We start from the raw sequence: 17,462 nt of genomic DNA on the forward strand, positions 1-17,462 counted from the left end.
CTTATGGCGGAGCGGCACCAGCCACGCATTCTGACGATCCCGGCGGGCCTTCCCTTCCTGAAAACCCTGGCGGCGACACTGTGCGACGGCCGGCTGACGCCTCTCTTCCGGCATGAGGCCGACGATCCGCTGTCGCTCGCGGGGGTGACGATCTACCTGCCGACCCGGCGCGCCGTGCGCGTGCTGCGCTCGGAATTCGTCGATGTGCTCGGCGGCCGCTCGGCGATTCTGCCCGTCATCCGTCCGCTCGGCGAAACCGATGACGACAGCGGCTATTTCGACGAAGCGCTGCCGGCGACCATCGACCTCGCCCAGCCGCTGTCGAACACCGCCCGCCTGCTGGAGCTTGCCCGCCTCATCCTTGCCTGGCGAAACAAGCTGCCGGAGATCGTCCGCCACATTCATTCGGACTCGCCGCTCGTGGCGCCGGCAAGTCCCGCGGACGCGATCTGGCTCGCCCGCAATCTCGCGGAGCTGATCGATTCCATCGAGACCGAGGATCTCGACTGGTCGGAGCTGTCGAAGCTCGACACCGGCGACTATGCCGCCTGGTGGCAGCTGACGGCGGAATTCCTGCAGATCGCCAGCGCATTCTGGCCGGCACGGCTTTCCGAGCTCGGCAAATCTTCGCCGGCGCGGCACCGGAACGCCATTCTCCGGGCTGAGGCAAACAGGCTTTCGACAATGACGCCGACCGGGCCGATCATCATTGCCGGTTCGACGGGCTCCGTTCCCGCCACCGCCGATCTCATCGCCGCCGTCGCCAATCTGCCCGAGGGCGTGATCGTGCTGCCTGGGCTCGATCTCTCCATGCCGGATCGTCACTGGCCGATGGTCGCGCCGGAGCCGGCGCCCGGACAACATGCCAACCCCGCAAGCCGCAGCCATCCGCAATATGGCCTGTCATCGCTGCTGAAGCGGCTGAAACTCACGCGTGCCGACGTCGCGCCCCTCGATGGCCCCGAGGCCGATCTCGATCGGCGCGCCGAAATCCTGTCACGCGCGCTCACTCCGTCCGAGGCAACCAGCGACTGGGGCGCCTGGAAGAACGACCTGCCCGCCGGCGCCCTATCCTCGGCCTTTGCCGAGGTTTCGCTGATCGAAGCCGCCAACGAGCGCGAAGAAGCGACCGCGATCGCCATTGCGCTGCGGCTCGCGCTGGAAAGGCCGGGCCAGGATGGCGAGAGCCGGGCGGCGCTGATCACGCCGGACCGCAATCTCGCCCGGCGTGTAATGGCCGAGCTCTCCCGCTTCGGCATCCTCGCCGACGATTCGGCCGGCACGCCGCTTGCAGCCACGCCGCAGGGCACGCTGCTGCAATTGCTCCTGGAGGCAGCGCTGCGGCCGGGCGATCCGGTGGCGATCGTCTCACTGCTCAAACATCCGCTCGCCCGTTTCGGACTGGAACGCGACGCGCTGATTTCCGCCACCGAGGCGCTCGAGCTGCTGGCGCTGCGCGGCGGCGTGGCCGAGGTGGATATCGGTGCACTCGAACCGCTGCTTACCCATCAGCTTGCCGAACAAGCCCTGGACAGGCACGCGCCGCAATGGCGAAAGACGCTTCCGCCCGAGGCAGCCGATGCCGCCTACGAGCTCGCGCGCCGGGTCCAGCGGGCAACCGAGCCTCTGGCTTCGGCGCTGATGCGGCACCGGCCGGAAGATCGCGGTCGAACGGCAAGCTTTACCTTGTCCGACTGGGCGGAGCGCACCGGCCGTTGCCTGGAAGCTGTCGCGGTGGATCCGAAAGGCAACCTTGCCGATCTCTGGTCCAATGAAGCGGGCGATGCGCTCGCCTCGCTGCTCGGTGAAGTCATCGATACGGACGGCCAGATGGAAGCCGACGGACCGCAATGGATCGACATCATGGCGGCCCTTGCCGCCGGCCATGCGGTCAAGCCACGGGCGCTCAGCCATCCCCGGCTCTTCGTCTTCGGCACGCTGGAAGCCCGCCTGCAGAGCGTAGATACGATGATCCTCGGCGGCTTGAACGAAGGCTCCTGGCCAGGGCAGACCGCCAACAATCCCTTCATCCCGCGCATGATGAAGACGGAAATCGGCCTGGAGCCGCCGGAACGGCGCATCGGCCAGCTGGCGCATGATTTCGAGATGGCGAACGGCACGCGACATCTGATCTATTCGAGAGCGCTGCGCCAGGGTTCGACGCCGACCGTCGCCTCGCGTTGGCTGCAGCGGTTATTGGCGCTCGGCGGCGAGGCGTTCGAAGCGGAATTGAAAGGACGCGGCAACCGGTTCCTGCAATGGGCGGGCCTCATCGACCGAGGCGAGGTGCAAGCTCCGGCGCAGCGGCCCTCGCCGAAACCGCCGCTGGCGCTGCAGCCGAAATCCTATTCCTTCAGCGAAGTCGGCCGGCTGCGCCGTGATCCCTATGCGATCTATGCGCGCCGTGTTCTGCGGCTCGACCCCGTCGATGCATTCAATCGGGAGCCGGGAGCGGCCGAACGCGGCACGCTCTATCACAAGATCATCGACCGGTTCATCCGCGAGGCGCATGTCGCGGGCACGCCGGAAGCGGTTGCGGCGATGGAACGCATCCTTTCCGAGCTTTTCGACATGGAGAAGCTGCCGCCGCATATCGACGCCGTGTGGCGGCCACGCTTCCGTGAGGTGGCCCGCGCCTTCCTCGCATGGGAAGCCGACCGGCGGCCGGGCATTCGCAAGACGCTGACGGAGGTGCGGGGCGGCGTCGAGCTGGAGCCGATCAATATCCGGCTCACCGGCGTCGCGGACCGTATCGACGTAGTGGGACCGAACGGCGCCGATATCATCGACTACAAGACCGGCTACAATCCCTCGCCGGCGCAGGCGCGCGCGCTTCTCGATCCGCAGCTTGCTCTCGAGGCGGCAGCGCTCAGCGCCGGCGCCTTCCGCGATGCCGGCAGCCTCGTGCCGCAGGATCTGCTCTATGTCCGCCTGCGGCCGGGACGGCGTTTTCTGGTCGACACCGTCAATAACGAGAGCTCGGCGCGCAGCGACAAGGCAAAATCGGCAATGGATCTGGCCGAGGAATCGATCGACCAGCTGGTCAAATTCGTGGGGTTGCTGCAATCCGGCGAAAAAGGCTTCACCTCGCGGCTCATTCCGGCGCAGCAATTCGATTTCGGCGGTGACTACGATCATCTCGCCCGCGTCTCCGAATGGTCGACGGCCGAAAACGAGGAAGGCGGCGGCGATGAATGAAACGACCGACCTTCCCGACAACGACGAGCCGGGCGCCTGGATCGGCTGGACGACGATCCAGCAGGCGATCGCCTCCGACCCGGCGCGTTCAGCCTGGGTGTCGGCCAATGCCGGGTCCGGCAAGACCCACGTTCTGACCCAGCGCGTCATCCGGCTTCTGCTTGCCGGGGCGCGGCCTTCGGCCATTCTCTGCCTCACCTATACGAAGGCGGCGGCGTCGGAAATGTCGAACCGCGTCTTCGAGCGGCTGGCGGAATGGGTGGTGCTCGACGATGAAGATCTCAGCCGGCGGATCAGCCAGATCGAGGGCGCAGCACCCGACAGGATCAAGCTCGCCGAGGCCCGGCGGCTGTTTGCCAAGGCGCTGGAGACGCCGGGCGGCCTGAAGATCCAGACGATCCACGCCTTTTGCGAGGCGCTGCTGCATCAGTTCCCGCTGGAGGCCAATGTCGCCGGGCATTTCTCGGTTCTCGACGATCGCGCCGCGGCGGCGCTGCTTTCCGACGCACGCCGCGCCTTGCTGACGGCGACCGCACCGGCGGGAGACAGCGCGCTTGCCGAGGCCTTTGCCTATGTGCTCAATCTCGGCGACGAATCCGGTCTTGAGAATCTGCTCGGCGACATCGTCGCCAACCGCAATGCCATCCGCCGTTTCACCGCGACGGCCGAACAGCAGGGCGGCGTGGAGATGGTGCTGCGCGGGAGGCTTGGCCTTGCCGCCGATGACACGGAAAGAGGGATCGCGGCACAATATTGGCCGTTGCCGGAGCTTTCGGGCGCCACGCTGGAGCTTTATCTCTCCCTTGCCGACCAGAAGGGCGGTGCGAAGGCGCAGGAGGTTGCCTACGGCCTCAGGCTGGCCGGACGTGAGCGCGACGACACGAAACGCGCGGAAATGCTCGAAAAGATCTTCCTGACGGCGGCGAAGGGCGAGCCGAAGGCGGATTCGCAATTCTTCGTCAAGGCCATGCTTGCCGAAGCGCCGCAGCTGGCCGATGCCATTGCTGCTGCCCGCGCCCATGTCGCGGCGAGCCGCGACCGGCTGAAAATGATGCGGATGTACGGCGCCACCCATGCCGCACTCGTGCTCGCCGACCGGCTGAACCATGACTATGAGGAGCTGAAGAAGCAGCGCAGCCAGCTCGATTTCGAGGACCTGATCACCAGAACGGCCGACCTGTTGACGAAAAACGGCGTCGGTCCCTGGATCCATTACAAGCTCGACCGGGGTATCGACCATATCCTGGTCGACGAGGCGCAGGATACCAGCCCGATCCAATGGAGCGTCATCCAGTCGCTTGCCGAGGATTTCTTCTCCGGCGAAAGCGCCCGGCCGGTCGTGCGCACGCTCTTTGCCGTCGGCGATGAGAAGCAGTCGATCTATTCCTTCCAGGGCGCGCGGCCCGAACGGTTCTCCGAGGAGAGCGACCGGACGCGCCGGCGCGTTTCCGACAGCGGCCAGAGCTTTTCCTCGATCCGGCTGCCGCTTTCTTTCCGGTCGACCGCCGACGTGCTCGAAGCCGTCGACCAGATCTTCACGTCAGCCGACAATGCCCGCGGCCTCAGCGCGGTCGGCGAACCGGTCGTGCATCGCTCCAGCCGCATCGGCCATCCCGGTGCCGTCGATCTCTGGGAGATGGTCGCCCCTGAAATCGTTGTGAAGGAAGAGGACTGGACGGCGCCCTTCGACGCCACGCCGGAAAGCGCGCCGGCCGCAATCCTGGCGCGGCGGATCGCCCATTCGATCGGCGCGCTCGTCGGCCGCGAGACGATCGTCGAAAAAGGCAGGGAGCGCCTCATCGAAGCCGGCGACATCCTCGTGCTGGTGCGCAAGCGCGACGCCTTCGTCAATGCGCTGACGCGCGCGCTGAAGCGCCGCGGCGACATCCCCGTCGCCGGCGCCGACAGGCTGGTGCTGACCAGCCATATCGCCGTGCAGGATCTGCTGGCGCTTGGCCGCTTCCTGCTTCTGCCCGAGGACGATCTTTCGCTTGCCGCCGTGCTCAAGAGCCCGCTTTTCGATCTCTCGGAGGATGATATCTTCGCGCTCGCCGCCCTGCGGAGCGACAATGAGAGCGTCTGGAACCATCTCAAGAAATTCGCCGCCGATGGCACGGAACGTTTCCGTATCGCGTTCGAGAAGCTGGAGCTCTTTCTGCGCCAGTCAAAAAGCCTTTCGGTGCATGATTTCTATGCGCGTGTGCTGGGCAGCCATGGCGGGCGGCGGCAATTCCTGGCGCGTCTCGGCGCCGAGGTCAGCGATATTCTCGATGAGTTCCTGACGTTTACCCTCGACCACGAAACATCCGGCCTTCCCGGGCTGCAATCCTTCATCTCGACCCTGGAACTCGAGGCGCCGGAGGTGAAGCGCGAGCAGGACAAGGGGCGCAACGAGGTCAGGATCATGACCGTGCATGCGTCCAAGGGTCTGGAAGCGCCGATCGTCTTCCTTGTCGACGGCGGCTCGAAAGCCTTTACGCATACCCATCTGCCGAAGCTTCGGCTGATCGAATCGAGGTCTGGCGAGCCGCCGATGCCGGTCTGGGTTCCTGCTTCCGACCTCGCCAACTCGCTGACGCAGAGCGATGCGGCGCGTATTCAGAAGCTGGCGGAAGAAGAATATCGCCGGCTGCTCTATGTCGCCATGACGCGCGCCGCCGATCGCCTCGTCGTCTGCGGCTATCGCGGCGTGCGTGCCAATAACGACACCTGGCATATGATGATTTCGGCTGCGCTGCACGAAAATCATCCCTATGTGGAAAACGCCACATTCGCCGGCCCGGACGGCGAATGGCAGGGCACCAGATGGCGCGTGCCGCGCGTGGAGCTGAGCTTCGAACGCCTCGACCGCAGCCAGCACCACGAAAGCGAGGAGGCCCTGCCGGAGGGCCTGTTGCGGCCTCTGCCGCCGCAGGCCGAGCTGCCGCGGCCGCTCAGCCCTTCCGGGGCCGGCACGATCGTCGACGAAGACGAGGGCGGTCTGCTCGTCACTTCGCCGCTGTTCGGCGAGACGGCGCGCAGCGATCGGTCGCTGGAGAAAGGCAGGCTGATCCATCGCATGCTGCAGGCGCTTCCCGACATTCTGCCTTCGGAACGGCCCGATGCTGCGGAGCGCTATGCCGAGCGGGCGGCCCGGTTCTGGCCGGAGGCCGAGCGGCGCAAACTGGTCGATTCGGTTCTGAAATTATTGGACGAGGAAGGACTGCGGCCCATGCTCGGCGAGCAGGCGCGGCCCGAAGTCTCGATCATGGGAACCCTGACGCTGGACGGCAAGCGCTATGCCGTTTCCGGCCGCATCGACCGGCTTGCCGTGCTTGCCGACCGCGTCGTCATTCTCGACTACAAGACCAACCGGGTGCCGCCGGCGAGCGAGGAGGCGATCCCCTTTGCGCATAAGGCGCAGCTTGCGATCTATCGCGAGATCCTGGCGCCGCTCTATCCCGGCAAGCGCATCGAGTGCATGCTCGTCTACACAGAGAATGCCTCGCTCTATATGCTCAGCGAAACGGCGCTCGGTTTGGCGCTTGCAGGACTCAAGACAAAGTGAAATACCGGACATTGAAAATTCGGCACCACAGCATCACATGTGGTTCAACACATAATTCCGTTAAAGGAGCAGCCTATGGCTACCGTGAAAGTCGATATCAATAACTTCCAGTCGGAAGTTCTGGAATCCGCAGAACCCGTCGTCGTTGATTTCTGGGCTGAATGGTGCGGCCCGTGCAAGATGATTGCTCCGAGCCTCGAAGAAATCTCGGTCGAAATGGAAGGCAAGGTCAAGGTTGCCAAGCTCAATATCGACGAGAACCCGGAACTCGCCGCACAGTTCGGCGTGCGCTCCATTCCGACCCTTGCGATCTTCAAGGGCGGGGAAGTCGCCGATATTTCGGTCGGCGCCAAGCCGAAGACGGCTCTGTCGAACTGGATTTCGAACGCTGCCTAATCGATTGATGTCACATTGACGAAAAAGCCCGGTTTCGACCGGGCTTTTTTCATTTTAGGCTCTTCATGTCGCCGCTCACTTGGGAGGCGTGCCGTTATCGGCAAGCACGTCGCCCACCAAGTAAAGTGAGCCGCCAACCAGAATGCGCGGCGGCAATGCCTCCGGATCGAGCGCGGCCTTTATCGCTTCCAGCGCATCGGCGACCGTCGACATCGGTTCGGCGACGAGGCCGGCATCATAGGCGGCATTCGACAGTATCACCGGATCGATCATTGCATCGCTGCCGCGGATCGGCACGCAGAACACCTTTTCGACCAGGCCTGCGAAGGCCTTGAAGTAACCGACCGGGTCCTTGGTGTTGATCATGCCGATGATCAAGAAAAGCGGGCGCGGCTGGCGCTCCTCAAAATTGGCCATGGCTTCGGCGATGACTTCACCGGCGCCGGGATTATGCCCGCCATCGACCCAGATCTCGGCGCCGGCCGGCGCGTTTTCCAGCAGCCGGCCTTCGCTCAGGCGCTGGAGCCGGCCCGGCCACTCCACGAGATTCATCGCCTTTTCCATCATCGTCTCGGTGACGGTGAAGCCCGCGGCCTTGACGGCGCGAATGGCGGCGGCGGCATTGGCATATTGATGGCGGCCGGGAAGCCGCGGCAGCGGCAGGTCGGCAAGGCCATATTCGTCCTGATAGACGAGCCGGCCATATTCCTCATGCGCCATGAAATCCTGGCCGAAGACCGCGCTCGGGCAATGCAACCGCTCGGCCGTCGACATCAGGACGTCGAGTGCGGCGTCATATTCCTGGTGGCCGATGACGACGGGCAATCCCGGCTTCATGATGCCGGCCTTTTCAGCCGCGATCAGTTCGACCCTGTCGCCGAGATAGGGCTGATGATCGAGCGAGATCGGCATGATGACCGAAACGGCCGGATCGGAAATGACATTGGTGGCGTCGAAGCGGCCGCCGAGACCGACTTCGATGATCGCGGCATCGGCCGGGTGTTCGGAAAACAGGATGAAAGTGACCGCCGTCAGGATTTCGAAGACGGTAATATGCTGCCCGGCATTGGCTTCTGCCACGCGGCGGAGAGCATCGGCGAAGACGGCATCGTCCACGAGCTGGCCGCGTCCGCCCGCCACACCGATGCGATAGCGCTCGTGCCAATTGACGAGATGCGGCGAGGTGTGGACATGGGCGCTATAACCGCCGGCCTCGAGCAAGGCGCGGCAGAAAGCGGTGACCGAGCCCTTGCCATTGGTGCCGGCGACATGGATCACCGGCGGCAGCTTCCTGTGCGGATTGCCGAGCATATCGAGTAGACGGGTGATGCGATCGAGGGACAGATCGAACCCCTTGGGATGCAATCCCATGAGTTTTTCGATCTCTTGCGCTGCCTCACTCACCGCGGTTTGGCCTCTGGGTATCAATTCGGCACCCCGCCTGCTTGTCGGTTATCAGGCGCTCGCCGCCAGGGCGATCGCACCGCTATTCATGTCGTTGGCCGCCGAGACGGGCTTCTTCGTCAGGATCTTCAGGAGACGCGCCAGCGTTTCCGGAATGTCGTGACGTTTGACGACCATATCGACCATACCATGTTCCAGCAGGTATTCGGAGGTCTGGAAGCCCTCCGGCAGCTTCTCACGCAGCGTCTGCTCGATCACGCGCTTGCCGGCAAAGCCGATTTCGGCGCCGGGCTCGGCCAAATGAATATCACCGAGCATGGCGTAGGAGGCTGTAACGCCGCCGGTCGTCGGGTTGGTCAGCACGACGACATAGGGCTGGCCAGATTCCTTGAGCAAATCGACGGCAACCGTCGTGCGCGGCAGCTGCATCAGCGAGAGAATGCCTTCCTGCATGCGCGCGCCGCCGGAAGCGGGGAACATCACCAGCGGGCACTTTTCGGAGGTCGCGCGTTCGAACGCCTTGACGATCGCCTCGCCGGCGGCAATGCCGAGCGAACCGCCGATGAAGTTGAACTCGTGCACGACGGCCACGAGCTTCAAGCCCTGCACCTTTCCGAGGCCGGCGAGGATCGTGTCCTCCTGTTCGGTCTTCAGGCGGCTGTCGCGGAGACGATCGCTATATTTCTTGGAGTCGCGGAACTTCAGCGGGTCTTGGGCGACCTTCGGCTGCGGCAGCGATTCATATTCACTGTTGTCGAAAAGATCGGCGAGACGCGCCTTGGCCGGCATCTTCATGTGATAGCCGGACGCCGGAATGACCCATTTGTTGGATTCCAAATCCTTGTGGAAGACCATCTCCCCGGTTTCCGGGCACTTGATCCAGAGGTTCTCCGGCACTTCGCGACGGCCCAGCATGGAATTGATCCGCGGGCGAACGTAGTTGGTGATCCAGTTCAACTCGATTTCTCCTAACTGAATAGCGCCAATGTGGGAAAACTATTCGGCAGCAACAAGGCGCGCCGAACGGGTTCCCGAGGAAAGGCCGCGCACCAGCGTTGCGACCGCCTGAACCGTGTCCGCCGTGGCTTTTCCATCCTTGGTCAAGCTGGTGGCGACCTGATTGACGATGGCGGTGCCGACGACGACGCCATCGGCCGAGCCGCCGATGACCTTGGCATGTTCCGCCGTCTTGACGCCGAAGCCAACGCAGACGGGCAGCTCCGTATGCTGCTTGATGCGCTGGACGGCGCCCGAAACCAGCGACGGATCGGGCAGCGCCGAGCCGGTGATGCCGTTCATCGACACGTAATAGACGAAGCCGGAGGTGTTTTTCAGCACGGCGGGCAGACGCTTTTCGTCGGTGGTCGGCGTTGCCAGTCGGATGAAGTTGATGCCCTTGCGGATCGCCGGAATGCAGAGTTCGTCATCCATCTCGGGCGGCAGGTCGACAACGATCAGGCCGTCGATGCCGGCGGCCAGAGCATCGTCGAGGAATTTCTCGACGCCGTAGATGTAGATCGGATTGTAGTAGCCCATCATTACGATCGGCGTCGCATCGTTGGTCTTGCGGAAATCGGCCGCCAGCTGCAGCGTCTTCTTGAGCGTCTGGCCGCCTTTCAGGGCACGCTGACCGGCCAGCTGGATCGCCGGACCGTCGGCCATCGGATCGGAAAAGGGCATGCCGAGTTCGATGATGTCGGACCCCGCCTCCGGCAGCGCCTTCATGATGCCGAGAGAGGTGTCGTAGTCAGGATCGCCGCCCATGAAATAGGTCACAAGCGCCGGACGGCCCTCGGCCTTCAGCTCGGCAAAGCGTTTGTCCATGCGTGCGGTCATGTCTTACAGTCCCATTCCCAGAATCTTGCCGACGGTGAAGATATCCTTGTCGCCGCGGCCGGAGAGGTTCATCAGGATGATCTCGTCCTTGCCCATCTTCGGTGCGCGCTTGATGACCTCGGCAATCGCATGCGCGGCTTCGAGCGCCGGGATGATGCCTTCGAGGCGGGTCAGCGTCTGGAAGGCTTCGAGCGCTTCGTGGTCCATGATCGGCACGTAATCGACGCGGCCGATATCGCTCAGCCAGGAATGTTCGGGGCCGATGCCGGGATAGTCGAGACCGGCCGAGATCGAATGGCCTTCCTTGATCTGGCCGTCGCCGTCCTGCAGCAGATAGGTGCGGTTGCCGTGCAGCACGCCCGGCGTACCGGCGGTGATCGAGGCGCAATGTTCTTCGCCCTGCAGGCCCCTGCCGCCGGCTTCGACGCCGACGATCTTCACCGAGGGATCATCGAGGAAGGGATGGAAGATGCCGATCGCATTCGAGCCGCCGCCGACGGCAGCGACGACGAGATCCGGCAGACGGCCTTCGGCCGCCAGCATTTGCTCTTTTGCCTCGGCGCCGATCACCGCTTGGAAATCGCGGACCATCTCCGGATAAGGATGCGGGCCGGCTGCCGTCCCGATCAGGTAGTAGGTATCCTCGACATTGGTCACCCAGTCGCGGAGCGCCTCGTTCATCGCGTCTTTCAGCGTGCCGCTGCCTGCCGTCACCGGCTTCACTTCGGCGCCGAGCAGCTTCATGCGGAAAACGTTCGGCGCCTGACGTTCGACGTCGGTCGCGCCCATATAGACGACGCAGGGAAGTCCGAAGCGCGCGGCAACGGTGGCGGAAGCGACACCGTGCTGGCCGGCGCCGGTTTCAGCGATGATGCGGGTCTTGCCCATGCGCTTGGCGAGCAGGATCTGACCAATGCAGTTGTTGATCTTGTGCGAGCCGGTGTGGTTCAGTTCCTCACGCTTGAAATAGATCTTCGCGCCGCCGAGTTCGGCCGTCAGCCGCTCGGCGAAATAGAGCGGGCTCGGGCGGCCGATGTAATGGGCGCCGAGATGCTTCAATTCCGCCTGGAACACCGGATCCGTTTTCGCCTTGTTCCACTCATCCTGCAGATCGAGGATCAGCGGCATCAGCGTTTCGGCAACGAAACGACCGCCGTAGATGCCGAAACGACCATCTTCGTCAGGTCCGGAACGGAAGGAATTCGGTTTAGGCGTTTCGTTCACTCTCAACTCCCTGAGGTCATGACCGGCGCATCCGCCGTTTCGACCGCATCGAAAAATTCATCGATCATCGCGACGCTTTTGACGCCAGGCTCGGTTTCTACGCCCGAGGAGACGTCGATACCACGCGCCTTGGTCTTCACAAGCGCATCCGCGACATTGTTCTTGTTCAGCCCGCCGGACAGCATGTAGTCGATGCTGCCGTCGAGCCAGCTCAAGAGGCTCCAGTCGAAGGAAATACCGTTACCGCCCGGCAGTTCCGAGCCTTTCGGCGCTTTCGCATCGAACAGGAAGCGGTCGGCAATGCCGATATAGGCCTCGACCCGCTTCAGATCGTCGGCCGTGCGCACCGAAAATACCTTCATGACAGGCAGGCCATAAAGCGCCTTGATGGTCAGCACGTGTTCGGGGCTCTCATTGCCGTGGAGCTGCAGAATATCCGGCTTCAACAGCGAGACGATCTCATCCAGCTCGTCATTTGTGGCATCGACAACGACGGCGACGATCTTCGCCTTGCCGCGGGCCGGTTCGGCAAGTTTTGCCGCCAGGTCCGGCTCGATGTAACGCGGGCTCTTTTCGAAGAAGATAAAACCGATATGGGTCGCGCCGCGTTTCAGCGCACGATCGATCGCTTCTGGCGTCTTCAAGCCACAGATCTTGATATCGGGTTTCATGGCAGCGAAGTGACATGAAATGCGGCAAGAGTCGAGCCAATTTGCGTAGAACGCTGCATTTAGCGGACGCTCAGCTAATCGAAATCAATGGCGTGCAATTGGCTGCCGTGCCGCTTCAGCCAGGATTTCGCGTCCTCCATGCCGGGGCAAAGCTTTTTGCAAAGCGCCCAGAAACGAGGCCCGTGGTTCATCTCCTTGAGATGGGCAACTTCGTGGGCGGCGAGATAATCGATCACCGAAGGCGGCGCCATGACGATGCGCCAGGAAAAACTCAAATTTCCCTCCGACGAGCAGGAACCCCACCGACTGCGGGTATCCTTCATCGAGATCGACCGTATCGGCGCCCGGATCGTTGCGGCATGCATCGTCGCCAGTCGTTCGAGATCGGCCCGCGCCTCCTTCTTGAGGAAGGCCGCGATGCGCCGCCCGACATGTTCGGGCATGCCGCTGACGCGCAGCACGGGGCTGCCGTTCACAGAGACCACCTCCGTCAAGCCGCGCAGGCTGCCGGTGTGCTCGATGCGATGAGAAACGCCGCGCAGGAGGATCTTGCCGCCGTCGCCTAAGCCCGTATCGGTCGAAAACTTCGCAAGCCTGGTGAGCAGCCATCCCTGGTGCCGATCGAGGAAGGCATTGACCTCACGCGCAGCAAGGCCTCTCGGCACCGTCATCTTGAGGGCTCGCCCGCCCGGCTCGATGCGCAGCGTGATGCGCGTCGCCTGGTCATGCTGCTTGATGGTCAGGGGCATGAGCCGGCCGGCGACGTCAAGCGTCCGCGTTTCGGGCGGAGCCGGCTTTCGCGCCTTTGGCCGTGTCTTCAGAAGCGGAAACATGGGAGTTTTCTATACGATTCGCCGGGGAATCTAAACGATTGCCGGGTAGGCAGGCATGGAAAAACCGGCATCGGTGAGATGCCGGCATCTGTTCATTGCTAGCCCATTCACGGCGTCTGAAATTCGGCGACCGGGCCGCCATTGTCATTGCGCCTGGCGTTCTTGCGCTCGCGCATGAAACGGTCGAATTCTTCCTGGTCTTTGGCGCGGCGGAGCTCTCTGAGATAAGCGTCGAATTCCTCGCGCATTTCGTCGAGCTTGCGGCGCTCTTCCTCGATCCGATCGAGCTCAGCCTTGCGCCAATCGTCGAAGGCGACGTTGCCGGTCGAGAAATGCGGGCGGTAACGGCCATGCGAACGGCGGCAGGAGGCGAAGAAGCCATCGGTCGCCTGATTGACGTCGCGCTTGAAGCCGCGCAGACGCTCGCCGAAGATGATATAGGCAAGCATGGCCAGACCCAGAGGCCAGAAAACCATGAAGCCGAGAATCATCAGGGCAATGGTAGCCGGAGTCCAATCCGGTCGAAGCAATGCTGACTGGTTCATCGTGCGGTATCCTTGCTTTCCGCGCCCGGCAAGATACCGAACGCTGAAATCGATGTGGTTACCGCAATAGGTGCCTTCAAGACGATTGCCCGCGAAATCGGACAAGGTCTTGAATCGGTTCTCCTAATTCAGCTGCCGCTGAATCAGCCGGTTCGGCCGCCCTTGATGACGCGCTGAACCGGGCGCTTAATCCCCGAACGGGAATGCTGGCGGACGAAATTGACGATGCGCGGCGCAATCTCGCGGCGGAACCGCGAACCGTTGAAAACGCCGTAATGGCCGACATCCGGCTGGAGATAGTGCATACGCATATCTTCAGGAATGTTCACGCAGATGGTCTGCGCCGCCTTCGTCTGGCCGACGCCCGAAATATCGTCGTTCTCGCCTTCTACGGTCAGAAGCGCCACCTTGCGGATCGCTGCAGGATCAACGCGTTTGCCGCGATGCATCAATTCGCCCTTCGGCAGGGAGTGCTTTATGAAAACCTCCTCCACCGTCTGCAGATAGAACTCGGCGGTGAGATCCATCACGGCGAGATATTCGTCGTAGAAATCGCGATGTTTTTCCGGCTCGCCGTCGTTCTTCACGAGATGCATGAAGAATTCCTTGTGGGCGACGAGATGGCGGTCCAGGTTCATCGACATGAAGCCGGAAAGCTGCAGGAAGCCGGGATAGACAGGACGCATGAAACCCGGCTGCGGCCAGGGCACGTTCATGATGACATTATCGGAAAACCACTGCAGTGAGCGTTCGTGAGCAAGCTTGTTGACCGCCGTCGGGTTGATGCGCGTATCGATCGGACCGCCCATCAGCGTCATAGAGGACGGCGAAAGCGGATCGTTGGCTTCCTCCATCACCGCGGCTGCAGCAAGCACCGGCACGGAGGGCTGACAGACGGCGATGACATGCGTGTCGTGGCCGAGGAAATGCAGCATCTCGATGACGTAATCGACATAATCGTCGAAATCGAAGGTGCCTTCCGTCATCGGCACCATGCGGGCATCGATCCAGTCGGTGATGTAGACATCGGCGCTCGGCAGCAGCGCCTCGACGGTGCCGCGCAGCAGCGTGGCATAGTGGCCGGACATCGGCGCGACGATCAGGATGCGGGGATCGCTGGCGCGGCCGGGTGGTAAATTTCGTGAAAAATGCAGGAGATTGCAGAAGGATCGCGACCAGACGATCTCTTCGCGGACGGAAACCGTCTGATCGCCGACCGTCGTCTGCTTCAGTCCGAATTCCGGCTTTCCGTAGCGCCGCGTCGTACGCTCGAACATTTCGAGACTTGCCGCCATCGTCCGGCCCAACGGTGTGTTGGAAAATGGATTCAGCGGATTGGCATAGGCAAAACGCATGATGTCTGCCGCGGCGCGAAACGGCGCCATGGCGGCATGATTCAATTCATAAAGCTGATAGAACATAGAAGGCGCCACCTTTCTCTATCGAAAAGATGACGTCGATTGATAGACATCGAATCTTTCCGCACGCTGGCACGTAACGCAGACTATCAGGTTTTTGTTGCACAGCAACATAGACGTGCCGTAGCTGCACAGGAAATGCCAAAGTGTTGATCTCTGGCATCACCATAGAGCCGAAAGCTTAAAGTTCAGCTGAGTTAGCGTCGTTAACGATCCGCGACGAAGCTCTGCTTCTGGCTGCCGAGGCCTTCTATGCCGAGTTCGACGACATCGCCATCCCTGAGGAAGCGGGGCGGCTTCATGCCCATGCCGACGCCGGGAGGCGTTCCTGTCGAGATGACGTCGCCGGGATGCAGCGACATGAACTGGCTGAGATAGGAAACGATGTGGGCGACGCCATAAACCATGGTCTTGGAAGAGCCGTTCTGCATCGTTTGGCCGTTGACCTTCAGCCACATGGCAAGGTTCTGCGGGTCGGCGATCTCATCCTTGGTGACCAGCCACGGGCCGATCGGCCCGAAAGTGTCGCAGGACTTGCCCTTGGTCCACTGGCCGGCGCGCTCGGTCTGGAAGGCGCGTTCGGAAACGTCGTGCGAGACGCAGTAACCGGCGACGTAATCGAGCGCGTCGGCTTCGCTGACATATTTCGCCGTCTTGCCGATGACGACGCCGAGCTCGACTTCCCAATCGGTCTTTTCCGAACCGCGCGGGATGAGAACGTTATCGTTCGGACCAACGATCGCCGACGTCGCCTTCATGAAGATCACCGGCTCCGGCGGCACGGTGGCGCCGGTTTCGGCGGCATGGTCGGAGAAATTGAGGCCGATGCAGATGAATTTGCCGGTGCCGGCCACGCAGGCGCCGATGCGGCCCGGGGCAAGTTCCGGGAGGCTCTTCGGATCGATCGCCGCGATCTTTGCAAGGCCCCCTGGCGAGATTGCCTCACCGCCGATATCGCCGACGTGGCCGGAGAGATCGCGGATCTTGCCATCGGAATCGAGAAGCGCCGGTTTTTCACGGCCTGCTTCGCCAACACGCATCAGCTTCATGGAATGCCTCCTCATTGAAAACGGGATTTGCAACCACCTATGAACGAATTATTCATCGGTGTCATTACGGCTTTGACGTGAAGCGGTACGGCCTCCTAGAAAATTTCAGAGAGATCCGGGCCGGCGGGGACGATTTTCGTCGGGTTGAGGCTTTCCACCGAGTAGTAGCCACGCTTGATGTGGTCGACATGCGTAAGGCCGGTTTTCTGAAGACAGTCCGTCCACCCGGCTGCGACGACGACGCGCTTGCCAAGCCGGCAAGCCAAAAATATGACTGGCTTCAGTTCAAGATGAGATGGAGTTCGACATGCACCTCTCCAAGGCCGTCGTGCGCACCGAGCATGCAAGCCGCTATCTTCAGCAGCTCTGCAAGCACTGGAGCCACAAGTTCAGCGTCGATTTCGATCCGCACAAGGGCCGGGTGCCGTTCAGCGACACGGCGGAGGTGACCTTTGCCGCCGACGATGCGGCCCTGACCATGACGCTATCCTTCGCCGATCCCGCGCAGCAGGCAAGGATGCAGGGCGTCATCGACGATCATCTGAAGCGCTTCGCCTTCCGCGAGGAACTCGACATCGTCTGGACCGACTAGAACAGGATGATTTTAGGCCCGGTTGGCCTAAAATCAGAATCCTGTTCTAAATTAAAGAGTTAGAGCATGATGTCATGAGAAACCGCTCACACTTTTCGGCATCATGCTCTAGCCTCACCCCGATTTCATGTCCCCAGGGAACAAGCATGACGAAAAGCAATAACCGCGAATCCCAATATCCGATCGATCCGATGTTTCTCGACCGCTGGTCGCCCCGCGCCTTTACCGGCGAAATCATCGAGGAGGCACAGCTGCTCAGCCTGCTCGACGCCGCCCATTGGGCGCCGTCCTCTTCCAACCAGCAGCCCTGGCGCTTCATCTATGCCCTCAGGGGCTCCGAGCATTGGGAAAAATTCGTCGCATTGCTCGTCGATGCCAATCAGGAATGGGCAAGGAACGCGTCGGCGTTGATCTTCGTGGTGTCGCGCGCCTTCACCGGGGTGGCCGGTTCCGGCGAGGAGAAGCCGAGCTACACGCATTCCTTCGATGCCGGGGCTGCATGGGGCCACCTGGCGCTGCAGGCGCGGCTCTCCGGTTTCTACGCTCATGGCATGGGCGGCATCAAACACGAGGACATCATGAAGACCTTCGGCATCCCTCAGGGTTTCCGCGTCGAGGCCGGCGTTGCCGTCGGCCGCCTGGCCGACAAGAGCGTCCTTTCCGAACGCAACCAGGCGCGAGAATTCCCCAGCCAGCGCAAGCCGCTTTCCGAGGTCGCCTTCAATGGCCGATTTATCGCGAACTGAGCC

The 17,462-nt window shown here is 62.3% G+C and carries 14 protein-coding genes; 5 read left to right on the plus strand and 9 right to left on the minus strand.

Annotated features, from left to right (window positions below):
- The first annotated feature begins 3 nt into the window (after positions 1-3).
- The 3 genes from addB to trxA all read left to right on the plus strand — a co-directional run bounded on the left by addB (position 4) and on the right by trxA (position 7,141).
- Positions 4-3,198: a double-strand break repair protein AddB gene (addB, locus tag ATY77_RS23180; RefSeq protein ID WP_088689021.1), complete on the plus strand. Its 3,195-nt coding sequence runs from the start codon at positions 4-6 to the stop codon at positions 3,196-3,198.
- Positions 3,191-6,745 (plus strand): double-strand break repair helicase AddA, encoded by a 3,555-nt coding sequence (gene addA / locus ATY77_RS23185; protein ID WP_088689022.1) that lies wholly within the window; start codon positions 3,191-3,193, stop codon positions 6,743-6,745. Before addB ends, addA begins: the two co-directional genes overlap by 8 nt.
- Before the next feature lie 75 nt (positions 6,746-6,820).
- A complete protein-coding gene (gene trxA / locus ATY77_RS23190) occupies positions 6,821-7,141 on the plus strand; it encodes a thioredoxin (protein WP_004672616.1) in 321 nt (106 codons plus the stop codon).
- Between the two features lie 75 nt (positions 7,142-7,216).
- Here the strand turns inward: trxA and ATY77_RS23195 are convergent, their stop codons facing one another.
- The 9 genes from ATY77_RS23195 to ATY77_RS23235 form a co-directional block, all read right to left on the minus strand.
- Positions 7,217-8,569, minus strand: a complete 1,353-nt coding sequence (locus ATY77_RS23195; RefSeq protein WP_190237687.1) for a folylpolyglutamate synthase/dihydrofolate synthase family protein — start codon at positions 8,567-8,569, stop codon at positions 7,217-7,219.
- Between the two features lie 27 nt (positions 8,570-8,596).
- Positions 8,597-9,502, minus strand: coding sequence for an acetyl-CoA carboxylase, carboxyltransferase subunit beta (gene accD / locus ATY77_RS23200; protein ID WP_088689024.1), 906 nt, complete (start codon positions 9,500-9,502; stop codon positions 8,597-8,599).
- A 39-nt stretch (positions 9,503-9,541) separates the two neighbouring features.
- On the minus strand, positions 9,542-10,381 hold the full coding sequence (trpA, locus tag ATY77_RS23205; protein ID WP_088689025.1) for a tryptophan synthase subunit alpha: 840 nt from the start codon (positions 10,379-10,381) through the stop codon (positions 9,542-9,544).
- Between the two features lie 3 nt (positions 10,382-10,384).
- Positions 10,385-11,605, minus strand: a complete 1,221-nt coding sequence (gene trpB / locus ATY77_RS23210; protein ID WP_088689026.1) for a tryptophan synthase subunit beta — start codon at positions 11,603-11,605, stop codon at positions 10,385-10,387.
- A 2-nt stretch (positions 11,606-11,607) separates the two neighbouring features.
- The gene (locus tag ATY77_RS23215) at positions 11,608-12,276 is read right to left on the minus strand and encodes a phosphoribosylanthranilate isomerase (RefSeq protein WP_088689027.1); all 669 of its coding nucleotides are present in this window, start codon (positions 12,274-12,276) and stop codon (positions 11,608-11,610) included.
- Positions 12,277-12,350: 74 nt separating this feature from the next.
- Positions 12,351-13,109, minus strand: a complete 759-nt coding sequence (locus tag ATY77_RS23220; RefSeq protein ID WP_088689028.1) for a SprT family zinc-dependent metalloprotease — start codon at positions 13,107-13,109, stop codon at positions 12,351-12,353.
- Between the two features lie 107 nt (positions 13,110-13,216).
- Positions 13,217-13,654, minus strand: coding sequence for a DUF2852 domain-containing protein (locus ATY77_RS23225; RefSeq protein WP_088689312.1), 438 nt, complete (start codon positions 13,652-13,654; stop codon positions 13,217-13,219).
- A gap of 143 nt (positions 13,655-13,797) precedes the next feature.
- Positions 13,798-15,075 (minus strand): polyhydroxyalkanoate depolymerase, encoded by a 1,278-nt coding sequence (gene phaZ / locus ATY77_RS23230; RefSeq protein ID WP_088689029.1) that lies wholly within the window; start codon positions 15,073-15,075, stop codon positions 13,798-13,800.
- A 203-nt stretch (positions 15,076-15,278) separates the two neighbouring features.
- On the minus strand, positions 15,279-16,121 hold the full coding sequence (locus ATY77_RS23235) for a fumarylacetoacetate hydrolase family protein (protein WP_088689030.1): 843 nt from the start codon (positions 16,119-16,121) through the stop codon (positions 15,279-15,281).
- A 307-nt stretch (positions 16,122-16,428) separates the two neighbouring features.
- Between ATY77_RS23235 and ATY77_RS23240 the strand changes: the two genes are divergently transcribed.
- Together ATY77_RS23240 and ATY77_RS23245 are read left to right on the plus strand one after the other, a co-directional pair.
- Positions 16,429-16,713: a DUF2218 domain-containing protein gene (locus ATY77_RS23240; protein WP_088689313.1), complete on the plus strand. Its 285-nt coding sequence runs from the start codon at positions 16,429-16,431 to the stop codon at positions 16,711-16,713.
- 146 nt (positions 16,714-16,859) lie between these two features.
- Positions 16,860-17,459, plus strand: coding sequence for a nitroreductase family protein (locus ATY77_RS23245; RefSeq protein WP_088689031.1), 600 nt, complete (start codon positions 16,860-16,862; stop codon positions 17,457-17,459).
- Positions 17,460-17,462 lie beyond the last annotated feature (3 nt).

Origin of the sequence: Rhizobium sp. R634 (assembly GCF_002211305.1) — a bacterium.
In the GTDB taxonomy this organism is placed as follows: Bacteria; Pseudomonadota; Alphaproteobacteria; order Rhizobiales; family Rhizobiaceae; genus Rhizobium.

Bases quoted from the DNA above. Each gene is read 5' to 3' on its own strand.
- addB (WP_088689021.1), top strand. From the start codon at position 4: ATGGCGGAGCGGCACCAGCCACGCATTCTGACGATCCCGGCGGGCCTT.
- addA (WP_088689022.1), top strand. From the start codon at position 3,191: ATGAATGAAACGACCGACCTTCCCGACAACGACGAGCCGGGCGCCTGG.
- trxA (WP_004672616.1), top strand. From the start codon at position 6,821: ATGGCTACCGTGAAAGTCGATATCAATAACTTCCAGTCGGAAGTTCTG.
- trpA (WP_088689025.1), bottom strand. From the start codon at position 10,381: ATGACCGCACGCATGGACAAACGCTTTGCCGAGCTGAAGGCCGAGGGC.
- ATY77_RS23215 (WP_088689027.1), bottom strand. From the start codon at position 12,276: ATGAAACCCGATATCAAGATCTGTGGCTTGAAGACGCCAGAAGCGATC.
- ATY77_RS23220 (WP_088689028.1), bottom strand. From the start codon at position 13,109: ATGTTTCCGCTTCTGAAGACACGGCCAAAGGCGCGAAAGCCGGCTCCG.
- ATY77_RS23225 (WP_088689312.1), bottom strand. From the start codon at position 13,654: ATGAACCAGTCAGCATTGCTTCGACCGGATTGGACTCCGGCTACCATT.
- phaZ (WP_088689029.1), bottom strand. From the start codon at position 15,075: ATGTTCTATCAGCTTTATGAATTGAATCATGCCGCCATGGCGCCGTTT.
- ATY77_RS23235 (WP_088689030.1), bottom strand. From the start codon at position 16,121: ATGAAGCTGATGCGTGTTGGCGAAGCAGGCCGTGAAAAACCGGCGCTT.
- ATY77_RS23240 (WP_088689313.1), top strand. From the start codon at position 16,429: ATGCACCTCTCCAAGGCCGTCGTGCGCACCGAGCATGCAAGCCGCTAT.
- ATY77_RS23245 (WP_088689031.1), top strand. From the start codon at position 16,860: ATGACGAAAAGCAATAACCGCGAATCCCAATATCCGATCGATCCGATG.